This window comes from Sulfitobacter sp. 1A12779, from assembly GCF_043557315.1.
Classification (GTDB): domain Bacteria; phylum Pseudomonadota; class Alphaproteobacteria; order Rhodobacterales; family Rhodobacteraceae; genus Sulfitobacter; species Sulfitobacter faviae.
The window spans coordinates 149326-171252 of sequence record NZ_JBIFFU010000001.1; the positions used below are offsets into that span (position 1 = coordinate 149326).

The following is a 21927-nucleotide window of genomic DNA, read 5'->3' on the forward strand; positions in this document are numbered from 1 at the left end:
AGTGTTTCACGTGAAACATTTTGATGTGATCGTGATCGGTGGGGGCCACGCGGGCGCGGAAGCAGCGCACGCTTCGGCACGGCTCGGCGCACAGACAGCGCTGGTCACGATGAGCCGGGATGGAATCGGCGTCATGTCCTGTAATCCGGCCATCGGCGGACTGGGGAAGGGCCATCTGGTACGAGAGATCGACGCGATGGACGGCGTCATGGGTCGCGTTGCCGATAAAGCTGGTATCCAATTCCGCCTGCTAAACCGTCGAAAAGGCCCCGCGGTTCAGGGCCCTCGCGCTCAGGCTGACCGGAGAATCTACCGGACAGAGATGCTGCGCGAGATCGAGGCTCAAGCTAACCTCGACATCATTGAAGGAGAGGTTACCGACTTCGTGATGGACGGCGAAGTCGTTGCCAGCGTAGTCTTGGCCGACGGAACGAACATCAAGGCGACATCCGTCGTTCTTACGACGGGGACCTTCCTCCGGGGTGTCATTCATGTCGGCGATGTATCGCACGAAGGCGGCCGCATGGGGGACAAAGCGTCGGTCAAACTGGCCGAACGGATCGATTCCTTTAATCTACCGATGGGCCGACTAAAGACGGGGACACCACCCCGGCTGGATGGCCGCACGATCAACTGGGATATATTGGAAGCGCAGCCCGGGGACGATGACCCCATCCTGTTTTCCTTCCTCTCCGACAAGGTTTCAGCCCCCCAGGTCGCCTGCGGTATTACCCATACGAACGAGAAAACTCATCAGATCATCAGAGAGAATCTCGATAGGTCCGCAATGTATGGCGGGCATATCGATGGCGTAGGCCCGCGTTATTGCCCTTCGATCGAAGATAAGGTCGTCCGTTTTGCCGATAAAGAGTCGCATCAGGTTTTCCTAGAGCCCGAGGGCGCGGATGATCATACCGTCTATCCAAACGGCATTTCGACCTCCCTCCCGGCAGATGTGCAGGAAGCCTATGTCCGAAGCATGGTCGGCCTCGAGAACGCAACTATTTTGCAACCTGGTTACGCCATCGAGTACGACTACGTCGATCCGCGCGCTCTTTCATCAACGCTTGCGGTCCGTACCGTAGCCGGCCTCTATCTCGCCGGACAGATCAATGGTACGACGGGCTATGAGGAAGCGGCCGCGCAGGGACTGGTAGCAGGCTTGAATGCCGCTCTTAGAGCCCAAGGCCGGAATGCGGTGACATTTACCCGTTCCGAAAGCTATATTGGGGTTATGGTCGATGATCTGACGACCCGGGGCGTTACAGAACCCTACCGGATGTTCACATCTCGGGCCGAGTTCCGCCTGTCGCTACGGGCAGACAATGCGGATCAGCGGCTAACTCCTTTGGCGATTCAGTTAGGCTGTACCTCTGCCGCGCGCCGAGACAGCTTTGAGAAGAAGGTTTCCTCCCTAGAGGAGACAAAAGCGAAGCTGGAAGGTACGGAGTATACGCCGAAAGAGCTTGCGAGCGCCGGTATCAAAGTCAACCAAGATGGTGCAAAGCGTAGCGGCTATCAGGTTCTCGCCTTTCCCGATGTGGAGTTTGAAGACTTGCTGCCACTTGATCGCAGCCTGGAAGAAACTCCATTCGAAATACGCCGACAGATTGAACGGGACGCGCTCTACGCAACCTACATCGCTCGACAACAGAAAGAGATCGATGTGCTGAAGAAAGACGAGAACGTTCGTATACCGTCTGATTTTTCCTTCGATGATCTTGCAGGCCTTTCTAACGAGCTGAAGTCGAAGGTATCTTCCGCGCGTCCGGAAACAATGGCACAGGCGGCGCGCATTGATGGAATGACACCAGCCGCGCTGACTTTGATACTTGCTCGTGTGAAGCGCGGGGCCGGAAAGAAGTCAGCATGAGCACTGAAAATGACATCGATGTTTCACGTGAAACATTTGAAAAGCTGAAAGCCTTTGCTGAACTGGTGAGGAAATGGAATCCGAAGATTAATTTGGTTTCCAAAAGCAGCTTGGATGACCTTTGGTCCCGCCATATTCTGGATTCCGTCCAAATCTTTGAGCTTGCTACGGGGCGAGGGAACTGGGTAGACCTTGGTAGCGGCGGAGGTTTTCCGGGCATCGTTATTTCGATCCTCAATCAAGAAGAGCACAGATTCGATGTGGTTATGGTTGAGAGTGATCAGAGGAAATCAGCTTTTCTGCGGACGGCCATTCGAGAACTTGATCTTGCGGCAAAGGTGAAAACCGACAGAATCGAAGAACTCGAATGTCTCAAAGCAGACGTGCTATCTGCCCGCGCTTTAGCCGATCTGACGAAGTTGTTAGGGTTCGCCGAGTTGCATCTTAAACGCGGAGGCATTGCACTTTTCCCTAAAGGTCAAAGCTGGCAGCGTGAAGACCTAGAGGCGCGGCAGGATTGGACTTACGACCTAGAGACGGTAACCAGCAAGACCAATCCGGACGCTGCCATTCTAAAGATTAAGGATATCGCCCGTGTCTGACCTTTCTCGTCCAGATGGACCGAAAATCATTGCCATTGCAAACCAGAAGGGCGGTGTGGGAAAAACGACGACGACGATCAATCTTGCCGCTGCGCTGGCGGAAGCTGGGAAGCGTATTCTGGTGGTTGATCTGGATCCGCAGGGCAACGCCTCTACGGGGCTTGGTATCGAAGTCGAAGATCGCGAATTTACAACATATGATCTCTTGCTGGACGATAGCCTTCCGCAGGATGTCATTCAGCGCACCGAAACGGAAGGGTTGCTCATCGTTCCGGCGACGGTTGACCTTAGCTCTGCGGATATCGAACTCTTTTCGAATGAGAAAAGAAGTTTCCTTTTGCACGACGCACTCAGGCAAACCCAGATGGATCACTTTGAGTTTGATTACATCCTGATTGATTGCCCGCCTTCGCTCAACCTATTGACCGTGAATGCGATGATCGCGGCGCACTCTGTACTTGTGCCTTTGCAGAGCGAATTTTTTGCGTTGGAAGGGCTCTCTCAGCTTATGTTGACGATAAGAGAGGTCCGGCAAAGCGGGAATAAGGACCTGCGGATTGAGGGCGTTCTGCTGACCATGTATGATCGCCGCAATAATCTGTCGCAACAGGTTGAGAATGATGCGCGGGCGAACCTTGGTGAACTGGTGTTCCAAACCGTGATTCCGCGCAATGTTCGGGTCAGCGAAGCGCCGAGCTTTGCCATGCCCGTTTTGAGTTATGATCCCACATCGAAAGGGGCCCAAGCCTACCGCGATTTGGCGGCGGAGCTAACAAGAAACAATGGTTAATAAGGTGGCAGTATGGCAGACAAACAAGAGCGCAAACGGGGCCTTGGCCGGGGGCTTTCGGCACTGATGGCGGATGTAGCGGAGACCGAGAGCGTGGCCGCCAGGGGGGCCGCGGCGGCGGAGCAGTTCGTTCCGATCGAGCGGATCAAACCGAACCCGGATCAGCCGCGTAAGCGGTTTGAGCAAGAGCATCTTGATGATCTCGCGGCCTCAATCAAAGAAAAGGGGGTCATTCAGCCTCTGATCGTCCGCGCTTTGGCCGACGGAAACTTCGAGATCGTCGCGGGTGAACGGCGTTGGCGGGCATCTCAGATCGCCAAGGTGCATAGCCTTCCGGTGATCGTGCGCGAGTTCACCGATGTTGAAGTGCTTGAAGTCGCGATCATCGAGAACATCCAGCGGGCAGATCTGAACTCGGTCGAAGAAGCGGCGGGCTATCGTCAGTTGATGGATAAGTTCGGCCATACGCAGGAGAAGATGGCCGAAGCCCTCGGGAAAAGCCGAAGCCATATTGCGAACCTATTGCGCCTGCTGAACCTGCCAGATCCGGTTCAAGAGATGGTGCGCCAGAATGAACTGAGCGCGGGCCATGCGCGGGCGCTGATTCCGGCGAAGGATCCGCTGAAACTGGCGCAGCAGGTCATCAAAGGCGGCCTTTCCGTCCGCGCGACCGAGGCTTTGGTCAAGAAAGATCAGGCGGGCGAGCGCGGTAATATGGTAAATAAAGAGCGTCTCTCGCAGCGCCCAGAGAAGGATGCCGATACACAAGCGCTAGAAGGCGATCTGTCAGCAAATCTGGGAATGAAGGTTAGTTTGGACCATAAACCGGGTCAGGAAGCGGGGAAGGTGACGTTGCACTATACCACGCTGGACCAGCTGGATGAGATCTGCCGCCTGCTGGGCGGCTCTTAAGGCAGAAGCGTTTCGATCACAGCGTTTAGGACGATAACGCCTTGATCTGAAACAATTAACCTGTCTTTCTCGCGTGCTGCCATGCCGATGTCTTGCAGGTGATTGACGGCCTTTTCGTCGATCTCATGCCCGGCAATCTCGGCGTAACGGCTAAGGTCAACGCCTTCTTTTAGGCGCAGGCCCATCAGGAGAAACTCGGTCGCCTGTTCGCTTCGGCTCAGGGCGGTCCGGGGTTTCTCCGCTTCGCCTTTTGCGACACCGTCGAGCCACCGTTGTGGATTGCTATAAGCAACCGTCGCGAATTTCTCTCCGTCCAGCGTCAGCCGCCCATGAGCGCCGGGGCCGATGCCGATATAATCCCCATAGCGCCAATAGATCAGGTTGTGACGCGATTGGGCGCCATCCCGGGCGTGGTTTGACACCTCGTACGAGGGCATGCCCATGTCATCGCAGATGTCTTGGGTCAGGGTGAACATATCGGCGCCGAGATCTTCGTCGGGCAGGCCGCGAAGTTTTCCGCGGGCGTAACGGTCGCCAAAGGCAGTGCCTTGTTCGATCGTGAGCTGATAGAGCGAAATATGGTCTATCGCGAGGGATAGAGCCTGTTTTAACTCGGCTTCCCATTCTCCGGCGGATTGGTCTTGCCGCCCATAAATCAGGTCGAAGCTCACACGGTCAAAGGTATTGCGGGCGATGTCGAAGGCGGTCATCGCTTCTTTTGCCGTATGCAGGCGGCCCAAACGTTTGAGATCCGGATCCTTCAGCGCCTGAATGCCCATGGAAACGCGTGATACACCGGCTTGCCGATAGGCGACAAAGCGGCCCGCTTCGACCGAGCCGGGATTGGCTTCGAGGGTGATTTCCAGATCGTTGGCCGTGGGCCAATGGCCCCGGATGGCGCTGATGATGTCTGCGACGACATCGGGGTCCATCAGACTGGGCGTACCGCCGCCGAAAAAGACCGCATTGAGCACGCGCCCCGGTGTCTCATCCGCAGCGCGCTGAAGCTCGGCGAGATAGGCATTCCGCCAAGCGGCTTGGTCGATCTGGCGGCTAACGTGGCTGTTAAAGTCGCAATAGGGACATTTCGCCTCGCAAAATGGCCAATGGATATAGAGGCCGAAGCCGCCCTGTTGCCAGTCTTCAGCCAAAACAGCCCGCAATCAGTTTCGCAAAGGCATCCGCGCGGTGGCTGATGCTGTTTTTCTGCTCGGCGTCCATTTCGGCAAAAGTGACCTCATGACCGTCAGGTTGAAACATCGGGTCATAGCCGTGACCCTGTTCGCCGCGCATCGGCCAAACCAGCGTGCCGTTCACCTTGCCCGCGAAAACCTCATCATGGCCGTCGGGCCATGCCAGGACCAGCGTCGCGCAGAAACGGGCGCGGCGGGGGTGGGGGGCGTTCTTTTCTTCTAGCAGATTGCGCGTCTTGGTCATGGCCATGACGAAGTCGCGGCCATTCTCTGTTTCGGCCCAATCGGCGGTATAGACGCCGGGCGCATTGTTGAGCGCTTCGACCTCAATGCCGGAATCGTCGGCCAATGCGGGCAAGCCGGTCGCCTTGGCGGCGGCATGCGCTTTGATCCGGGCGTTGCCGACGAAGGTCGTCTCGGTCTCTTCCGGCTCGGGCAGGTTCATCTCTGCCGCGCCGACCACCTCAACCCCGTGGGGGGCGAAGAGCTGGCGCATCTCTGCCAGTTTGCCGGCGTTATGGGTGGCGATCAGAATGCGATTTTCGGTGAACTTGCGGGTCATGCGGTAACCGATTTTTGGATGGTTGCCAGTTCGCCGACGCCTTTCTCGGCCAGGTCCATCAGTTGGTTCATCTGGTCGCGGGTATAGGTCGAGCCTTCGGCGCTCATCTGCACTTCGATCAGCTTGCCGGATCCGGTCATGATAAAGTTGCCATCGACGCCCGCCTCGGAATCCTCGGGGTAGTCGAGGTCGAGCACCGGCTGGCCTGCGTAGATGCCGCAGCTTACCGCCGCGACCGGATCGACCAGCGGGTCAGAGACGACATCGCCCGCTTTCATCAGCTTGTTCACGGCCAGACGCAGGGCAATCCAACCGCCGGTGATGGACGCGCAGCGGGTGCCGCCATCGGCTTGCAGCACGTCACAATCGACGGTGATCTGACGCTCGCCCAAGGCGGAGCGGTCGACCCCGGCGCGCAGGGCGCGGCCGATCAGGCGCTGAATTTCGACCGTGCGACCGCCTTGTTTGCCGGAGGCGGCCTCGCGGCGCATCCGCGTGTTGGTGGCGCGGGGCAGCATGCCATATTCCGCAGTGACCCACCCCAGACCGGAGCCTTTGATGAAGGGCGGCACGCGGTCTTCGACCGTCGCGGTGCAGAGCACATGGGTATCGCCCATCTTGATCAGGGCGGACCCTTCGGCATGTTTGGTGAAACCTGTCTCGATCGAGACGGCGCGCATTTCATCGAGTTTCCGGCCAGAGGGACGCATGACATATCCTTTTTGATGTTGCCCGGGGATACCGCCCCACAAGGCTTTGATGCAACCCCGATTGACGTTTGCCCGGCTTGTACCTTTATTAGACAAGAGAGCGAGCACCGATGAAAAACACGCCTGAATTGCTGAAAGACATGAACGACCGATCCCGCGAAGTGTTTCGCCGGGTGGTTGAAGGCTATCTGGAAAGTGGCGATCCGGTGGGGTCTCGCACGCTGACGCGCGACTTCAGCGAAAAGGTCTCGGCGGCGACCATCCGCAATGTGATGCAGGATCTCGAGTATATGGGTCTGCTGGACAGCCCCCATGTCTCAGCCGGGCGCATTCCTACGCAGTTAGGGCTGCGGATGTTCGTCGATGGGATGATCGAGATTGGCGATCCGACGGAGCTTGACCGGGAGAAGATCGACGCGACCTTGGGGAATAATTCCTCTGATGTCGGCGGGCTGTTGGACCGGATCGGATCGGCCCTGTCGGGCGTCACGCATGGTGCCTCCCTCGTGTTGACGCCGAAGCATGAAGCGCCGATCAAACATATCGAATTCGTCTCTCTCTCGCCTGATAGAGCCTTGGTTGTGCTTGTCTTCTCTGATGGTCATGTAGAGAACCGGCTGTTCACACCGCCGCCGGGGCAGACCCCCAGTTCGATGCGCGAGGCGGCGAATTTCCTGAATGCTTTCGTCGAAGGCAAAACCCTTAGCGAGTTGCAGCGCAGCATCAAGCAGGAGATCGCTAAGCGTCGGCAAGAGATTGACGTGCTGGCACAGCAGCTTGTCGAGAGCGGTGCGGTGCTGTGGGACGCGGAAGGGGAGCATTCCGAGCGTTTGATCGTGCGCGGTCGGTCGAATCTGCTGGGCGGAGAGGCGGAGGCCGAAGACCTTGACCGTATCCGCAGTCTTTTTGATGATCTTGAGCGCAAGCGGGACATCGCCGAATTCCTCGAACTGGCCGAAGATGGGGACGGTGTGCGCATTTTTATCGGCTCGGAAAACAAACTTTTCTCACTTTCGGGTTCCTCTCTGGTCGTTTCCCCTTATATGAACGCTGATCGTAAGGTGATCGGCGCCGTGGGTGTCATTGGCCCGACACGCTTAAATTATGGACGTATCGTGCCGATTGTGAACTACACGGCACAACTGGTGGGAAAGCTGATTTCCGACCGGAACTAGAGGTGGAACATGGCAGAGCCGAAAGAAAACGACTTTTTGGACGAGATCGACAGCGCCGAAGCTGAAGAATACGCCGAAGACATGGCCGAGATCGACGAAGAAGCCCTTGCGGTTGAGGAACTGCGCGCCGAGCGTGACCAGTACCGCGACCGTTTCATGCGCGCGCTCGCCGATGCCGAGAATGCGCGCAAACGCTCCGACAAGGACCGTCGCGAGGCCGAGAACTATGGCGGCTCCAAGCTGGCCCGTGACATGCTGCCTGTTTATGACAATATGAAACGCGCGCTGGAAACCACCACCGATGAGCAGAAAGAGGCCTTTGGCCCGCTGCTGGAAGGTGTGGAACTGACGATGCGTGAGCTGCTGAACGTCTTTAAAAAGCACGGCATCGAAGTGATCGCGCCCGAGGTGGGTGACAAGTTCGACCCCAAGCATCACGAAGCGATGTTCGAAGCGCCGGTGCCCGGCACCGTGGCGGGCGAGATCATTCAGGTCGCCGCCGAAGGATTCATGCTGCACGACCGTTTGCTGCGCCCCGCGCAGGTTGGCGTCTCGTCGACCCCGGCGAGCTAAGCACGCAGTCAGTTACTTTTGAAAGAGGCGGTCAGGATTTGGCCGCCTCTTTCAGTTTATAGATCAGCTCAAGCGCTTCCCGTGGGGAGAGTTCATCGGGGATGATCTCGGCCAGCTTCTCTTCGACCGCCGAGGTTTTCGCAGGGGCCGGTTGCGGGGGCGGGCTGGCCGCGAAGAGCGGCAGATCGTCGATCAGCGTCTTTTGTGTAGCCCCGCCTTCGCGTTCGCCTTTCTCCAGTGCCTCCAGCACCACGCGGGCGCGGGCGATCACCGGGGCGGGCAGGCCCGCCAACTGCGCCACCTGCACGCCATAAGACCGGTCCGCGGCGCCCTTGCGCACTTCGTGCAGGAAGACGACCTCGCCCTCCCATTCCTTGACCGCCACCGTGGCATTGTCGACCCCCGGCAGCTTGCCAGCCAGCGCCGTCATCTCGTGGTAATGGGTGGCGAAAAGTGCCCGGGTCCGGTTCACGTCATGTAGATGTTCCAGCGTGGCCCAAGCGATCGAGAGGCCATCGTAGGTGGCCGTGCCGCGCCCGATCTCGTCGAGGATCACCAGTGCGCGGTCGTCGGCTTGGTTCAAGATCGCGGCGGTTTCGACCATTTCGACCATGAAGGTCGAGCGGCCCCGCGCCAGATCGTCTGAGGCGCCGACGCGGCTGAAGAGCTGGCTGACCACGCCGATATGCGCCGAAGTGGCGGGCACGAAACTGCCCATCTGCGCCATCAGGGCGATCAGCGCGTTCTGGCGCAGGAAGGTCGATTTACCGGCCATGTTTGGGCCGGTGAGCAGCCAGATGTTGGCGGCTTCACCTTCGGCACTCAAGTCACAGTCATTGGCGATGAAAGGCTCACCCGATTGCTGGGTCAGAGCGCGTTCCACGACCGGATGCCGCCCACCTTGGATGTCAAAGGCGCGGGACATATCCACGCGCGGGCGGGTCCAGTTCTCACTCCGGGCGAGGTCGGCCAAACCTGTGGCCAGATCGACTTCGGCCAGCCCGGAAGAGGCTTGTCCGATCTCTGCGGCATGCTCTAGAATAGCACTCCGAAGGCTTTCGTAGAGCCGCTTTTCGATCTCCTGCGCGTGGTTGCCCGCGTTGAGGATTTTCGTCTCCAACTCGGACAGTTCGACAGTGGTAAAGCGCACTTGGTTCGCCGTGGTCTGCCGGTGGATAAATGTCTCTGACAGCGGCGGAGAGAGCATCTTCTCCGCATGGGTCGCGGTGCATTCGACGAAGTATCCCAGCACATTGTTGTGCTTGATCTTGAGCGAGGAAATCCCCGTATCAGTGACGAATTGCTGCTGCATGCCCGCGATCACGCTGCGGCCTTCGTCGCGCAGCTCGCGCGCGGCGTCGAGGTCGGCGTCATGGCCGGGGGCGATGAAACCGCCGTCGCGCACCATCAGCGGGGGCTCGGCCACCAGCGCGTGATCCAACAGGTCAATAAGCTCCCCATGGCCTTGCAACCCTTCGGCAGCTTCGCGAAGCAGGTCGGGGAGATCCTGTTGTGTCAGGCTCTGGTGCAAAGCCTCGGCTTCGATCAAGCCATTGCGGATCGCGGCAAGGTCGCGCGGTCCGCCCCGGTCGAGCGAGAGGCGTGACAGTGCCCGGTCGAGGTCCGGCACATTGCGCAGACGTTGGCGAATGTCTTCGGCAACGCGGGCATTGTCATAGGCAAAGCTGACCGCATCGGCGCGGGAGGTGACCACATCGACAACCCGCGAGGGGCTTGAGATCCGCCGCTCCAGCAAGCGCGCGCCCCCGGCGGTGACGGTATTGTCCATGATCGAAAGTAAAGACCCGGCGCGGCCACCATTTAGGGAGTGGGTGAGTTCCAGATTGCGCCGGGTAGCCGCGTCGATCTGAACGGTGCGGGCCTCTGCCTCTTTCTGGGGGGGGCGAAGCAGGGGCAGCTTGCCGCGTTGGGTGATTGTGAGGTATTCTATTACCGCGCCCATAGCCGAGACTTCGGCGCGGGTGAAGCTGCCGAAAGCCTCTAGCGTGGCGATATCAAACAGGTCGCAGACCCGTTTTTCCGCACTGGTGCTGTCAAAGGCCGACCGGGCCAGACCCGTCAGTGCGATCCCGAAATCAGAGACAACCTCGTGCAATTCCGTCTCTTTCGCCTCTGAGACGATCAGTTCCGATGGCGACAGCCGCGCCAGTTCCGGCCCCAGCCGGACTTGGGCCAGCGGCATCACGTGAAACGCACCGGTCGAGATATCGACCCAAGCCATCGCACAGGCATCGCGCACCTCGGCAAAGGCCGCGAGGTAGTTGTGGCGCCGCGCTTCCAGCAGGCTTTCCTCGGTCAGCGTGCCGGGGGTGACCAGCCGCACCACGTCGCGTTTCACGACCGCCTTGTAGCCGCGTTTCTTGGCCTCCGCGGGGCTTTCCATCTGCTCGCAGACCGCCACGCGAAACCCCTTGCGGATCAGCGTCAGCAGGTAGCCTTCGGCGGCATGCACCGGCACGCCGCACATGGCGATATCCTTGCCCTGATGCTTGCCGCGTTTGGTGAGCGCGATGTCCAACGCCTCTGCCGCCGCGATGGCATCGTCAAAGAACATCTCGTAAAAATCGCCCATGCGGTAGAACAGCAACGCGTCCTGGTGGTCCGCTTTAAGCTCGAGATATTGCGCCATCATTGGCGTTACTTTTTCTGTCTGCACGGCTGCCCCCTGTTGCCGCGCGGACCCTACAAAACCCCCCGGCGCAGCGAAAGGGGGTGCGGGGCCTTGGGCGGTCATTGTCATGCGATTTGCACTGACGCGGGGCTTGCGTTGTGCTGAACTCGGATCGTGGCTAAGAAGATCCCAAAGCAGAAGAAGGGTAATGTCGTGACGAGAAAGAACCGTATCACCTCTGAAGAGGCGCTTGCCTTTCACCTCGAACCGACACCCGGCAAGTTCGAGATCTCGGCCACCGTGCCGATGACCACGCAGCGCGACCTGAGCCTCGCCTATTCCCCCGGTGTGGCCGTCCCTTGTGAGGCCATCGCCGAGAGCCCTGAGACGGCTTATGACTACACCAACAAGGGCAATCTGGTCGCCGTGATCTCGAACGGGACCGCGGTGTTGGGGCTTGGCAATCTCGGCGCGCTGGCCTCAAAACCGGTGATGGAAGGCAAGGCGGTTCTGTTCAAGCGCTTCGCGGATGTGAACTCGATCGACATCGAGCTTGATACCGAGGACACCGAGGCCTTCATCAACGCCTGCAAGCTGATGGGGCCGACCTTCGGCGGCATCAACCTCGAAGACATCAAGGCGCCCGAGTGTTTCATCATCGAGCAGCGCCTGAAGGAAGAGATGGACATCCCCGTCTTCCACGATGACCAGCACGGCACGGCGGTGATCTGTGCCGCGGGTCTGATCAATGCGCTGCACCTTTCGGGCAAGAAGATCGAAGACGTGAAGATCGTGCTTAACGGCGCGGGGGCGGCGGGCATCGCCTGTTTGGAACTGCTCAAGGCGATGGGCGCGAAACACGACAATTGCATCATGTGCGACACCAAAGGCGTGATCTACCAAGGCCGCGCCGAGGGCATGAACCAGTGGAAATCGGCCCATGCCGCCAATACCGAGCTGCGCACGCTCGAAGAGGCGATGCAGGGCGCGGACGTGTTCCTTGGCGTGTCGGTCAAGGGGGCGGTGACGCCTGCGATGGTGGCCTCCATGGCCGACAACCCGGTGATCTTTGCCATGGCCAACCCGGACCCGGAGATCACGCCCGAAGAGGCGCATGAGGTCCGCATGGACGCCATCGTTGCCACCGGGCGCTCGGATTACCCCAATCAGGTCAATAACGTGCTGGGCTTTCCCTATCTCTTCCGCGGCGCGCTCGACATCCATGCGCGGGCCATCAACGACGAGATGAAGATCGCCTGCGCCCATGCGCTGGCGCAACTGGCGCGCGAGGATGTGCCAGACGAGGTGGCGCTGGCCTATGGCCGCACGCTGAGCTTTGGCCGCGACTACATCATTCCCACGCCCTTCGACCCACGCCTCATCCATCGCATTCCGCCCGCCGTGGCCAAGGCGGGCATGGATACCGGGGCCGCGCGGCGGCCGATCATCGACATGGACGCCTATGAGGTCGGGCTGAAATCGCGGATGGACCCAACGGCGAGCATCCTGCGCGGCATCAACGCCCGCGCCCGGGCCAATCAGGCCCGGATGATCTTTGCCGAGGGGGACGATCCCAAGGTGCTGCGCGCGGCGGTCATGTATCAGCGCGCGGGCTTGGGCAAGGCGCTGGTTGTGGGCCGCGAGGACGACGTGCGCGCCAAGCTCGAAGAGGCAGGCATGGCCGACGCGGTGCGCGAGTTGGAGGTGGTGAACGCCGCCAACACCCAGCATCTGGCCACCTACAAAGACTTTCTTTATGGCCGGTTGCAGCGCAAAGGGTTCGACCGCAAAGACATCCACCGCCTTGCCTCGCGCGACCGGCATGTCTTTGCGGCGCTGATGCTGGCACATGGTCATGGCGACGGTCTGGTGACCGGGGCGACCCGCAAGTCGGCGCATGTCTTGGAGCGGCTCAACCACGTCTTCGATGCCAATGCCGAGGCCGGGGCCGCGGGCATCACCGCGCTGCTGCACAAGGGGCGCATCGTCTTTATCGCCGACACCTTGGTGCATGAATGGCCCGATGAGAACGATCTGGCCAATATCGCCGAAAGCGGCGCGCGCGTAGCGCGGCATCTGGGGCTTGAGCCGCGTGTCGCCTTCGTCAGCTTCTCGACCTTCGGCTACCCTGTCTCGGAGCGCGCCGAAAAGATGCACCTCGCGCCCGAGGTGTTGGATCAGCGCGGGGTGGATTTCGAATATGAGGGCGAGATGACCGTCGACGTGGCGCTGAACGCGGCCAGTCAGGCGAATTATCCGTTCTCGCGGCTGACGGGGCCTGCGAACATCCTCGTGGTGCCAGCGCGGCACTCGGCCAGCATCTCGGTCAAGCTGATGCAGGAGATGGCGGGGGCGACGGTGATCGGGCCGATCCTTACGGGCCTCGATAAGTCGATTCAGATCTGCTCTTCCACCTCGACGGCGAATGACATCCTTAACATGGCCATTCTCGCGGCCTGTAAGGTGGGCTGATGATCTGGAACCTCGGCTCTATCAACGCGGATAACTTCTATCTGCTGCCCCATCTGCCGGGACCGGGAGAGACCATTTCAGCCCGGAATTTCCGGCAAGGTTTGGGCGGGAAGGGGGCCAATATGTCTGTCGCCGCCGCCCGGGCTGGGACGCGGGTGATGCATGTCGGCGCTTTGGGCGCCGATGGCGGTTGGGCGCTGGAGCGGCTTTTGGAATACGGGGTCGAAACGGCGCATATCACCTTGATGGAGGGCGTGACCGGTCACGCCAATATCGCCGTGGATCTGGAAGGGGAGAACAATATCGTCATCTTCCCCGGCACCAATCACGAGATCACCGATGAGATGATCGGTGCCGCGCTGAGCGAGGCTTCCTCGGGCGATTGGCTGTTGATGCAGAACGAAACCAACGGGCAGCGGTTCGCGGCGCGAACGGCGAAAACTCTGGGCCTGCGACTGGCCTATGCCGCCGCCCCCTTCGATGCGGACGCGGTGACGGCGATCCTCGAACAGATCGACCTATTGGTGCTGAACGAGGTCGAAGCGGCGCAGTTGCGGGCCGCGGAGGGGGGCGAGTTGCGGCAACTGCCGATCGACGACATCGTGGTGACGCTGGGGGCGGGGGGCTGTGAATGGGTCTCTAATAAGGCACATCTGGTCGAAAGCTTCCCCGCCTATCAAGTCGATGCGGTGGATACGACCGGCGCGGGCGATACTTTCACCGGCTATCTGCTGGCCGGGTTGGACCGGGGGATGACCATGCCGCAGGCGATTGATCTGGCCATGCGCGCCGGGGCCTTGATGGTCACGCGTCATGGCACGGCGGATGTGATCCCCGATCTGAAAGAGATCCGGGATCACGATTTTCGCAGCTAGGCTTTTGGGGCGTCGTTACTTCACGAAGGGGGCCGCGCTGCCCCAAAGCTGTTTCACGCGGGCGTCACGGCCACAGCCCTTGCGGTAGCGTTTGTAGGCGACCGATTTTTTCACGGCCACGCCGACACTGCTGAACGCCAGCCGGTCGCTGCTTTTGTAGTAGTCCTGGTGATAATCATCAGCGGGGTAAAAGGGCGCATCGCCAAGGATGGGCGTCACGACCTTGGTGCCAAGGGCGGCCTGCGCTTCGGCCTTGGCAGCCTCTGCCGCGCTTTTCTGGGCGGGGCTGCCCGCGAAAATCGCGGTGCGGTAGCTTTCCCCCCGATCACAGAATTGCCCGCCTCCATCTGTTGGGTCGATCGAGCGGAAGAAGAGATCAAGCAGTGTCTTGCGGCTGACGACATCCGGGTCGAATTGGATCTGCACCGCTTCGTAATGGCCGGTGTTGCCGCCGGTGACCTCTTTGTAGGTCGGGTTCTTGGTGCGGCCCCCGGCAAAGCCCGAGATGGCCTCTTTCACGCCTTTGACGGATTCAAAATCGGCTTCGACGCACCAGAAGCAGCCGCCCGCCACGGTCAGCACCTCGGTCTCCGCCGCTGCTGCGGGGCGGTTCTGCGCGGCGAGGCCCAGAGTGATCGCAAGGGTCAGAATGGCGGGTTTGAACATTGATTTTTGGAACATGTCGGTCCTCCTCAGGCCTAGGGTTGCCGCTGGGGCGGAGATAGCGCAAGGCCGGGGCGGGGAAAGTCACGCTCTGGTGAAGGCAATTTACCACTTGGCGCGCGGGCGCGTTCTTTCTAGCGTTCCGGGTTAAACGGCAATGGGAGAAGCCTTTCATGCGTATTGCGATGTGGTCAGGGCCGCGCAACCTCAGCACTGCGATGATGTATAGTTTCGGAGCGCGTGCGGATTTCACCGCGATGGATGAGCCATTTTACGCGGCCTACCTCAAGGCGACGGGGCTGGATCATCCGATGCGCGACGCGGTACTGGCGGCGCAGGAGCAAGACCCCGCGCGGGTGCCTCTTGGCTTTGTCCAAGACGGCGGGCGGCATCTTTATATGAAACATATGGCGCAGCATATGATCGACGGGTTCCCGCTTGATTGGGCCGAGGACTGCGTGAACATCCACCTGATCCGCCATCCGGCCCGGGTGATCGCGAGCTATGCGGAGAAGCGCGAAGCACCCCGCCTGGCGGATATCGGGTTTGACCGGCAACTCATGCTCTTCGAGCGGTTGGGCGGACTTGTCATCGACAGCGGCGATATCCGCGCGGACCCAGAGGGGATGCTGCGTAGGCTTTGCGCCGCCATCGATCTGCCCTTTGATCCTGCGATGCTGAATTGGCCCGCCGGGCCGCGGGCCGAGGATGGGGTTTGGGCGCCGCATTGGTATGGGGCGATCCATCGCAGCACCGGTTTCGCGGGGCCGGAGGGGGAACTGCCCGAGCTTAAAGGAGCAGAGGCGGAAGTTCTGGAGGCGGCCATGCCCTACTATGAGCGGCTGTTTGTGGAACGTCTAAAAAATTCCTGAAGACCGCGAAACTATTTCGCGGGGCTGTCGTGACTACGGTGCTATTTCAAACGGAGGGAAAACCAGATGAAAAAATTTGCAAGCACCGCAATCGCCCTGTCCATGATCGCCGGTGGCGCATGGGCGGATGCCCATGCCATGGCCATGGTCGAAGCTTCGGGTCAGGATGTATCGAATGGCGTCGTCACTGCCGACAAGGTGATGGCGGGCGAGAATGGCTGGCTGGTCGTGCACCGCACCGACGCCGACATGAAGCCCGGCCCCGTGGTCGGCTACGCGCCGCTGCGCGCGGGCGAGAACATGGATGTCGTCGCGATCCTGCAAGAGGACGTGGCTTCGGGCGACATGCTGATGTTGATGGTTCATTCCGAAGATGGTGGTATGAAAACCGGCGTGTTCGAATATACCTTGGGCGCCAAAGAAGACGGGCCGATCAAACCGAATGGGGAGCTGGTGATGACGGTCGTCACTGCCGATTGATCCGGTAGGTGGCTCAGAGAAAGGCCCGGGCGGGAGCGTCCGGGCCTTTTGCGTTTCTATCTGGGGTTGGCCGCCGGGGGCGCTGCCCCCGGACCCCCGTGGTATTTAAGAAAGGATGAAGGGGGATTAGGGTCCCGCGCTTCAGCCTTTGCTGCGCTTGTCGCGGGCGGCGAGGAGTTTGAGGCGCAGAGCATTTAGTTGGATGAAGCCTGCGGCGTCTTTCTGGTCGTAGGCGCCGGCATCGTCTTCGAAGGTCACATGGGCCTCGGAGTAGAGACTGTGATCGGACCAGCGGCCGACGGTGCGGACATGGCCTTTGTAGAGCTTGAGGCGCACGGTGCCGGTGACATGGGTTTGGCTCGCGTCGATGGCGGCTTGCAGCATGGTGCGTTCGGGGCTGTACCAGAAGCCGTTGTAGATAAGCTCGGCATATTTCGGCATCAGCTCGTCCTTGAGGTGCATGGCACCGCGGTCGAGTGTGATGGATTCGATGCCGCGGTGCGCTTCGAGGAGCAGGGTGCCGCCCGGGGTCTCGTAGATGCCGCGGGATTTCATGCCGACGAAACGGCCTTCGACCAGATCGAGGCGGCCGCAGCCGTGTTTGCCGCCAAGTTCGTTCAGTTTGGTGAGGATCGTGGCGGGGGACATGGCTTCGCCATTGATGCTGACCGCATCGCCGCGCTCGAAGCCGATTTCGACGTATTCGGGCGTGTCGGGGGCGTCCTCGGGGTTCACGGTGCGCTGGTAGACGTAATCGGGTGCGTCGACCGCCGGGTCTTCAAGCACTTTGCCTTCGGAAGAGGTGTGCAGCAGGTTGGCATCGACCGAGAAGGGCGCTTCGCCGCGCTTGTCTTTGGCGATTGGGATCTGGTTCTGCTCGGCGAAGGCCAGAAGTTTGGTGCGGCTCGACAGGTCCCATTCGCGCCAGGGGGCGATGACCTTGATGTCGGGGTTCAGCGCATAGGCGGCGAGTTCAAACCGGACCTGGTCATTGCCCTTGCCGGTGGCGCCGTGGGCGACGGCATCGGCGCCGGTTTCTTCGGCGATCTCGACCAGACGCTTGGAGATCAGCGGGCGGGCGATGGAGGTGCCCAGAAGGTAGAGACCTTCATAGACCGCATTGGCGCGGAACATTGGGAAGACGAAGTCGCGTACGAATTCCTCGCGTACGTCTTCGATGTAGATGTTCTCAGACGCGATGCCCATCATCTCGGCCTTCTTGCGGGCCGGTTCCAGCTCTTCGCCTTGGCCGAGATCGGCGGTGAAGGTCACCACCTCGCAGCCATATTCGGTTTGCAGCCATTTGAGGATGATCGAGGTATCGAGGCCGCCGGAATAGGCAAGCACGACTTTCTTGGGCGCGGACATGACGGGTTTCCTTTCAAGTTCGCCCTGCGAGGTAGCGGTTTTCGCGGGCGCGGGCAAGATTGAAGCCCGCGTTGACCTATGCTGGCTGCGCGCCTATCGACGAATGGCAGCAAGGAGAGCACAGATGGCGGATGAATTTGCACGAAAAGCACAGGCGGCGGCAGAAGCGCTGCGGGCGTTGTTCCCGGCGACACCGCTTTTGCGCAATGAACATCTGTCGGAGCGCTTTGGCGCGGATATCTGGCTGAAACGCGAGGATCTGAGCCCGGTGCGCTCCTACAAGCTGCGCGGGGCCTTCAATGCGATGCGCAAGGTGATCCCGGGGCAGGGGGTTTTCGTCTGTGCCTCTGCCGGGAACCATGCGCAGGGGGTGGCTTTTGCTTGTAGTCATTTCGGGGTGCGCGGCGTGATCTTCATGCCGGTGACGACGCCGCAGCAGAAGGTGCAGAAGACCCGTATGTTCGGCGGTGAGAATGTCGAGATCCGGCTTGTCGGGGATTATTTCGACGCCACGCTGGCCGCAGCGCAGGATTTCTGTCGGGAGGAGGGCGCGCATTTCCTGTCGCCCTTCGATGATGACGACGTGATCGAGGGGCAGGCGTCGGTTGCCGTGGAGATTGCCGCGCAGTTGGGCCGGGTGCCGGACCGGGTGATCTTGCCGGTGGGCGGCGGCGGGCTGTCTTCGGGGGTGGTCAGTTATTTTGGTGAGGCTTGCGATTACACATTCGTCGAACCCGCCGGTGCGCCGAGCCTTGCGCGGGCGTTGGAAGCCGGGGCGCCGGTTGATGTCTCTCCGATCGATAACTTTGTCGATGGTGCTGCGGTGGCCAAGATCGGCGCGCGAACTTTCGAGCGTTTGCGCGGGGTGAACCCGGCGGATGTGGTGCATCTGCCTGAGGACCGGATCTGCGTGACGATCAATGAGATGTTGAATGTCGAAGGCATCGTGTTGGAACCGGCGGGCGCGCTATCGATCGATGCGCTGGGCGAGGTGGCCGATCAGATCGTGGGCAAGACGGTGGTTTGCGTGGCCTCGGGGGGTAATTTCGATTTCGAGCGTTTGCCGGAGGTCAAGGAGCGGGCTCAGCGCTATTCGGGTGTGAAGAAATATTTCATCCTGCGCATGCCGCAGCGGCCCGGGGCGTTGAAGGAATTCCTGATGCTGCTGGGGCCGGAGGATGACATTTGCCGCTTTGAGTATTTGAAAAAGTCGGCGCGAAACTTTGGCTCGGTCCTGATCGGGATCGAGACGCGGCGGCCTGAAAATTTCAAACCGTTTCTTGAGCAGTTGGGGCAATCGGGCTTTACCTATACGGATATCACCAACGACGAAACCTTGGCGCAGTTCGTTCTGTAGGGGCGGAAGACCGGAAGGATTCACCTTCTGGAAAGGCTTGGTAGGTTAACTCGACAGGGTCTGTCAGGATCGTGTCGCATGAAATTGGATATCCCCAGCCTTTCCGAAGCGGTGGCGACACCTGCTGTAGCGTCTTTGGTTTTGGTGGTCGAGGGGGATGAGACCCGGCGGGCCTGTCTTTCGACCGCGTTGAAGGGATGGGGGTATGAGGTGGTCTCTGCCGCCTCGGAAGCCGACGCGTTGGCCCTTTGCGCGCAGGGGTGGCCTGATATCGTACTTTGCAGTGGGGCGATATCGGGGCTCGATTTTTGCCGGGCTTTTCGGGAGCTTTCGCAAGGGCGCGGCAGTTATCTCATTCTGTTGGCCGATAGTCAGGAGGGGGTGGACTGCACCCTTGATGCGGGGGCTGATGATGTTTTGCTCCAGCCCGCCGGTCTGCCGGAGCTACGCGCGCGTCTTATGGCGGGGGCGCGTTTTCTGGCCATGCAGCGGGAGTTGACGCAGAAAAACCAGCTGATCACCGAGACTTTGGATATTCTGCGGCAGGTGCATGCGCGGATCGACAAGGATTTGATCGAGGCGAAAAAATTCCAGCAATCGCTGCTCCGCGAGCGTTATCGCGCCATGGAGGGGGGCAATCTGTCGATGATGCTGCGCTCTGCCGGGCATGTTGGCGGGGATTTGGTCGGGTATTTCCCGGTGCGGCCGGGGGTCGTTGGGCTGTTTGGGTTGGATGTGTCTGGGCATGGGATCAGTTCGGCCCTGATGACGGCACGGCTGGCGGGGTATCTGTCGGCGGCCACGCCGGATCAGAACCTTGCGCTCACGCTTTTGCCCGGGGGGACCTACGCGGCGCGGCCACCGGGCGAAGTGATCGCGGAACTGAATGACCTCGTTCTTCATGAGATGGAGACCGAGCATTATTTCACCCTGATGCTCGCCATTGCGGATCTCACGACTGGAGAGGTCACTGTCGCGCAGGCGGGGCATCCGCACCCGGCCTTGCTGCGCTCGGATGGGCGGGTCGAACAGTCGGGCACCGGGGGGTTTCCTGTCGGGCTGCTTTCTGGGGTGGGGTTCGAAGACTATAAACTTCAGATGGCGCCCGGCGATCGTTTGTTGATCCTATCCGATGGGGTGACGGAATGCCCCGATCCGGGTGGGGAGATGTTGGGCGAAGAGGGGTTGGCGCGCATGTTGGGCGAATTGCGCCGGTTCAGCGGCCCGGCGCTGCTAAGTGCGCTGGTTTGGAAGCTGTCGGAATTTGCTGATAGCCGCGATTTCCCCGACGATGTCTCGGGGATATTGCTTGAGTATCACGGCAATGCCTAGCGCAGGTGGCGTTGCAGAAACAAACGGTCACCTTTATTGGTGAGGGTTGCCAGCGCCTCGCTGGCCGATAGCACCAGCGTGGCGTGATGCGGCTCTGTCGGGGCGGCGATTTGGCGCACGGGATGGGCGACATAGATATGGCAGATCTTCTGCGCCCAGAGGTCGTAGTCCTTCATATAGGTAAAGCGGCGGAAGGCTCCCAATCGGCGCGGGCGGGCGATGCGCCAGCCGGTTTCCTCCAGCACCTCGCGGTGCAGCGCTTGAAGCGGGGATTCCCCTGCCTCGATACCGCCGCCTGGGAGTTGCACCTCGGTCTCCTCCGCCATTTCCAGCGTCATTAGAAAACGTCGTTGCAGCGGCAGAATGGCATAGACGCCGGGGCGTGGCGTGTAGCGTTGGCCGGGCTCTGGTGTCTCACCTGTACGTCGGATCATATGCTGCCCCTTTTTCCATGGGTTGCTGCGCCTATATAGACGCGGTATGCCAAGCGGCCCCCGATAAGGAAACCCGATGACCCAAGGAACTAAAATCGCGTGGGACGATACCGTTCTGCCCTTTCAGCTTGATGATGTCGACATGCGCGGCCGCGTGGCGCGGCTTGATGGCGTGTTGGAAGGCATCCTGAAACAGCACGACTATCCGCCGCAGGTCGAAGCGCTGGTGGCCGAGATGGCGTTGCTGACCGCTTTGATCGGCCAGACGATCAAACTCCGTTGGAAGCTGTCGCTGCAGGTGCAGTCCAAAGGTGCCGTTCGGATGATCGCGACCGATTACTATGGCCCCGAGAAGGAAGGCGAGCCTGCGCGCATCCGCGCCTATGCCAGCTATGATGCGGACCGGCTGACCGACGATGCCCCGTTCGAGCAGGTCGGCGAAGGCTATTTCGCGATCATGATCGACCAAGGCCAAGGCATGACCCCCTATCAGGGCATCACGCCGCTGGCCGGTGGGTCTCTGGCCGCCTGTGCCGAAGCCTATTTCGCCCAGTCCGAACAGTTGCCGACCCGCTTTTCCCTGAGCTTTGGCAAATCGTCCGGCCCGGATGAGCCGGAGCATTGGCGCGCCGGTGGCATCATGTTGCAGCATATGCCCAAAGCCTCGCCGTTGGCGGCCTCGGGCGAGGGGAGCGGTGACATCCTTAAGGCCGATGACTTGGTCGAGGGCGATGAGGCCGAGGATTGGAACCGCGTGAACATCCTGCTCGGCACCGTTGAGGATTTAGAGCTGATCGGCCCCAGCGTTCCGCCGACCGATCTGCTGCTACGATTGTTTCACGAGGAACAACCGCGGGTCTATGACCCCCAGCCGGTGCGTTTCGGCTGTACCTGTTCCGAAGACCGCGTGCGGCAAAGCCTGTCGATCTACTCGGCCCGCGATATCGAAAAGATGACCACGGACGAAGGTCGGGTCACCGCCGATTGCCAGTTCTGCGGCGCGCATTACGACCTTGATCCGGCCACGGTCGGTTTCGACGCCAAGGCCTAAG

20 protein-coding genes are annotated in these 21927 nt (G+C 60.4%); 13 read left to right on the forward strand and 7 right to left on the reverse strand.

Annotated elements, in window-relative coordinates:
* The first annotated feature begins 1 nt into the window (after window position 1).
* The 4 genes from mnmG to ACGYLQ_RS00770 are packed head-to-tail and all read left to right on the forward strand — an operon-like array spanning window position 2 to window position 4177.
* A complete protein-coding gene (gene mnmG / locus ACGYLQ_RS00755) occupies window positions 2-1873 on the forward strand; it encodes a tRNA uridine-5-carboxymethylaminomethyl(34) synthesis enzyme MnmG (RefSeq protein ID WP_394439776.1) in 1872 nt (623 codons plus the stop codon).
* Window positions 1870-2475 (forward strand): 16S rRNA (guanine(527)-N(7))-methyltransferase RsmG, encoded by a 606-nt coding sequence (rsmG, locus tag ACGYLQ_RS00760; protein WP_394439779.1) that lies wholly within the window; start codon window positions 1870-1872, stop codon window positions 2473-2475. Before mnmG ends, rsmG begins: the two co-directional genes overlap by 4 nt.
* A complete protein-coding gene (locus ACGYLQ_RS00765; RefSeq protein WP_394409157.1) occupies window positions 2468-3265 on the forward strand; it encodes a ParA family protein in 798 nt (265 codons plus the stop codon). Before rsmG ends, ACGYLQ_RS00765 begins: the two co-directional genes overlap by 8 nt.
* Window positions 3266-3277: 12 nt before the next feature.
* Window positions 3278-4177, forward strand: a complete 900-nt coding sequence (locus ACGYLQ_RS00770) for a ParB/RepB/Spo0J family partition protein (RefSeq protein ID WP_394439782.1) — start codon at window positions 3278-3280, stop codon at window positions 4175-4177.
* Here the strand turns inward: ACGYLQ_RS00770 and hemW are convergent.
* The 3 genes from hemW to rph are packed head-to-tail and all read right to left on the reverse strand — an operon-like array spanning window position 4174 to window position 6642.
* Window positions 4174-5328, reverse strand: a complete 1155-nt coding sequence (gene hemW / locus ACGYLQ_RS00775; RefSeq protein WP_394439785.1) for a radical SAM family heme chaperone HemW — start codon at window positions 5326-5328, stop codon at window positions 4174-4176. The two genes, ACGYLQ_RS00770 and hemW, sit on opposite strands and share 4 nt — an antisense overlap.
* A complete protein-coding gene (gene rdgB / locus ACGYLQ_RS00780; protein ID WP_394439787.1) occupies window positions 5321-5932 on the reverse strand; it encodes an RdgB/HAM1 family non-canonical purine NTP pyrophosphatase in 612 nt (203 codons plus the stop codon). The genes hemW and rdgB overlap by 8 nt, the downstream gene beginning before the upstream one ends.
* Complete coding sequence (rph, locus tag ACGYLQ_RS00785; RefSeq protein WP_394439790.1) at window positions 5929-6642, reverse strand: ribonuclease PH; 714 nt, start codon at window positions 6640-6642, stop codon at window positions 5929-5931. Before rph ends, rdgB begins: the two co-directional genes overlap by 4 nt.
* 110 nt (window positions 6643-6752) lie before the next feature.
* Here rph and hrcA point away from each other — a divergent pair, with 110 nt between their 5' ends.
* Together hrcA and ACGYLQ_RS00795 are read left to right on the forward strand one after the other, a co-directional pair.
* Window positions 6753-7817, forward strand: coding sequence for a heat-inducible transcriptional repressor HrcA (gene hrcA / locus ACGYLQ_RS00790; protein WP_271688629.1), 1065 nt, complete (start codon window positions 6753-6755; stop codon window positions 7815-7817).
* 9 nt (window positions 7818-7826) lie between these two features.
* The gene (locus tag ACGYLQ_RS00795; protein ID WP_067267873.1) at window positions 7827-8390 is read left to right on the forward strand and encodes a nucleotide exchange factor GrpE; all 564 of its coding nucleotides are present in this window, start codon (window positions 7827-7829) and stop codon (window positions 8388-8390) included.
* 31 nt (window positions 8391-8421) lie between these two features.
* Here ACGYLQ_RS00795 and mutS read toward each other — a convergent pair whose 3' ends face one another.
* Window positions 8422-11043 carry a DNA mismatch repair protein MutS gene (gene mutS / locus ACGYLQ_RS00800; protein ID WP_394440231.1) on the reverse strand — a complete coding sequence of 874 codons (2622 nt, stop codon included), beginning with the start codon at window positions 11041-11043 and terminating at the stop codon, window positions 8422-8424.
* 192 nt (window positions 11044-11235) lie between these two features.
* Here mutS and ACGYLQ_RS00805 point away from each other — a divergent pair, with 192 nt between their 5' ends.
* Together ACGYLQ_RS00805 and ACGYLQ_RS00810 are read left to right on the forward strand one after the other, a co-directional pair.
* The gene (locus tag ACGYLQ_RS00805) at window positions 11236-13494 is read left to right on the forward strand and encodes an NADP-dependent malic enzyme (RefSeq protein ID WP_394439793.1); all 2259 of its coding nucleotides are present in this window, start codon (window positions 11236-11238) and stop codon (window positions 13492-13494) included.
* Window positions 13494-14369 carry a ribokinase gene (locus ACGYLQ_RS00810; protein ID WP_394439796.1) on the forward strand — a complete coding sequence of 292 codons (876 nt, stop codon included), beginning with the start codon at window positions 13494-13496 and terminating at the stop codon, window positions 14367-14369. Before ACGYLQ_RS00805 ends, ACGYLQ_RS00810 begins: the two co-directional genes overlap by 1 nt.
* Window positions 14370-14384: 15 nt before the next feature.
* Here the strand turns inward: ACGYLQ_RS00810 and msrA are convergent, their stop codons facing one another.
* A complete protein-coding gene (gene msrA, locus ACGYLQ_RS00815; RefSeq protein ID WP_394439798.1) occupies window positions 14385-15050 on the reverse strand; it encodes a peptide-methionine (S)-S-oxide reductase MsrA in 666 nt (221 codons plus the stop codon).
* Between the two features lie 155 nt (window positions 15051-15205).
* Here msrA and ACGYLQ_RS00820 point away from each other — a divergent pair, with 155 nt between their 5' ends.
* Complete coding sequence (locus tag ACGYLQ_RS00820; RefSeq protein WP_394439800.1) at window positions 15206-15904, forward strand: HAD family hydrolase; 699 nt, start codon at window positions 15206-15208, stop codon at window positions 15902-15904.
* Window positions 15905-15970: 66 nt separating this feature from the next.
* Window positions 15971-16384 (forward strand): hypothetical protein, encoded by a 414-nt coding sequence (locus ACGYLQ_RS00825; protein ID WP_067267884.1) that lies wholly within the window; start codon window positions 15971-15973, stop codon window positions 16382-16384.
* Between the two features lie 141 nt (window positions 16385-16525).
* Here ACGYLQ_RS00825 and ACGYLQ_RS00830 read toward each other — a convergent pair whose 3' ends face one another.
* Window positions 16526-17752 carry an argininosuccinate synthase gene (locus ACGYLQ_RS00830; protein WP_394439801.1) on the reverse strand — a complete coding sequence of 409 codons (1227 nt, stop codon included), beginning with the start codon at window positions 17750-17752 and terminating at the stop codon, window positions 16526-16528.
* Between the two features lie 124 nt (window positions 17753-17876).
* On the opposite strand from ACGYLQ_RS00830, the gene ilvA reads away from it, so the two are divergent.
* Both ilvA and ACGYLQ_RS00840 read left to right on the forward strand, forming a co-directional pair.
* Window positions 17877-19109 carry a threonine ammonia-lyase IlvA gene (ilvA, locus tag ACGYLQ_RS00835; protein WP_394407985.1) on the forward strand — a complete coding sequence of 411 codons (1233 nt, stop codon included), beginning with the start codon at window positions 17877-17879 and terminating at the stop codon, window positions 19107-19109.
* 78 nt (window positions 19110-19187) lie between these two features.
* Window positions 19188-20441 carry a PP2C family protein-serine/threonine phosphatase gene (locus tag ACGYLQ_RS00840; RefSeq protein ID WP_394439802.1) on the forward strand — a complete coding sequence of 418 codons (1254 nt, stop codon included), beginning with the start codon at window positions 19188-19190 and terminating at the stop codon, window positions 20439-20441.
* Here ACGYLQ_RS00840 and ACGYLQ_RS00845 read toward each other — a convergent pair.
* The gene (locus tag ACGYLQ_RS00845; RefSeq protein ID WP_394439803.1) at window positions 20438-20875 is read right to left on the reverse strand and encodes an NUDIX domain-containing protein; all 438 of its coding nucleotides are present in this window, start codon (window positions 20873-20875) and stop codon (window positions 20438-20440) included. The genes ACGYLQ_RS00840 and ACGYLQ_RS00845 overlap by 4 nt on opposite strands.
* A 76-nt stretch (window positions 20876-20951) precedes the next feature.
* Between ACGYLQ_RS00845 and ACGYLQ_RS00850 the strand changes: the two genes are divergently transcribed.
* A complete protein-coding gene (locus ACGYLQ_RS00850) occupies window positions 20952-21926 on the forward strand; it encodes an Hsp33 family molecular chaperone HslO (protein WP_067267891.1) in 975 nt (324 codons plus the stop codon).
* Window position 21927: the final 1 nt, after the last annotated feature.

What these genes read in the sequence shown, in the direction of transcription:
- rsmG (WP_394439779.1), top strand. Translation starts at nt 1,870, where the DNA reads ATGAGCACTGAAAATGACATCGATGTTTCACGTGAAACATTTGAAAAG.
- mutS (WP_394440231.1), bottom strand. Translation starts at nt 11,043, where the DNA reads ATGATGGCGCAATATCTCGAGCTTAAAGCGGACCACCAGGACGCGTTG.
- ACGYLQ_RS00770 (WP_394439782.1), top strand. Translation starts at nt 3,278, where the DNA reads ATGGCAGACAAACAAGAGCGCAAACGGGGCCTTGGCCGGGGGCTTTCG.
- ACGYLQ_RS00830 (WP_394439801.1), bottom strand. Translation starts at nt 17,752, where the DNA reads ATGTCCGCGCCCAAGAAAGTCGTGCTTGCCTATTCCGGCGGCCTCGAT.
- msrA (WP_394439798.1), bottom strand. Translation starts at nt 15,050, where the DNA reads ATGTTCCAAAAATCAATGTTCAAACCCGCCATTCTGACCCTTGCGATC.
- ilvA (WP_394407985.1), top strand. Translation starts at nt 17,877, where the DNA reads ATGGCGGATGAATTTGCACGAAAAGCACAGGCGGCGGCAGAAGCGCTG.
- rph (WP_394439790.1), bottom strand. Translation starts at nt 6,642, where the DNA reads ATGCGTCCCTCTGGCCGGAAACTCGATGAAATGCGCGCCGTCTCGATC.
- ACGYLQ_RS00795 (WP_067267873.1), top strand. Translation starts at nt 7,827, where the DNA reads ATGGCAGAGCCGAAAGAAAACGACTTTTTGGACGAGATCGACAGCGCC.
- rdgB (WP_394439787.1), bottom strand. Translation starts at nt 5,932, where the DNA reads ATGACCCGCAAGTTCACCGAAAATCGCATTCTGATCGCCACCCATAAC.
- hrcA (WP_271688629.1), top strand. Translation starts at nt 6,753, where the DNA reads ATGAAAAACACGCCTGAATTGCTGAAAGACATGAACGACCGATCCCGC.
- ACGYLQ_RS00820 (WP_394439800.1), top strand. Translation starts at nt 15,206, where the DNA reads ATGCGTATTGCGATGTGGTCAGGGCCGCGCAACCTCAGCACTGCGATG.
- ACGYLQ_RS00825 (WP_067267884.1), top strand. Translation starts at nt 15,971, where the DNA reads ATGAAAAAATTTGCAAGCACCGCAATCGCCCTGTCCATGATCGCCGGT.
- ACGYLQ_RS00810 (WP_394439796.1), top strand. Translation starts at nt 13,494, where the DNA reads ATGATCTGGAACCTCGGCTCTATCAACGCGGATAACTTCTATCTGCTG.
- ACGYLQ_RS00845 (WP_394439803.1), bottom strand. Translation starts at nt 20,875, where the DNA reads ATGATCCGACGTACAGGTGAGACACCAGAGCCCGGCCAACGCTACACG.
- ACGYLQ_RS00840 (WP_394439802.1), top strand. Translation starts at nt 19,188, where the DNA reads ATGAAATTGGATATCCCCAGCCTTTCCGAAGCGGTGGCGACACCTGCT.
- ACGYLQ_RS00850 (WP_067267891.1), top strand. Translation starts at nt 20,952, where the DNA reads ATGACCCAAGGAACTAAAATCGCGTGGGACGATACCGTTCTGCCCTTT.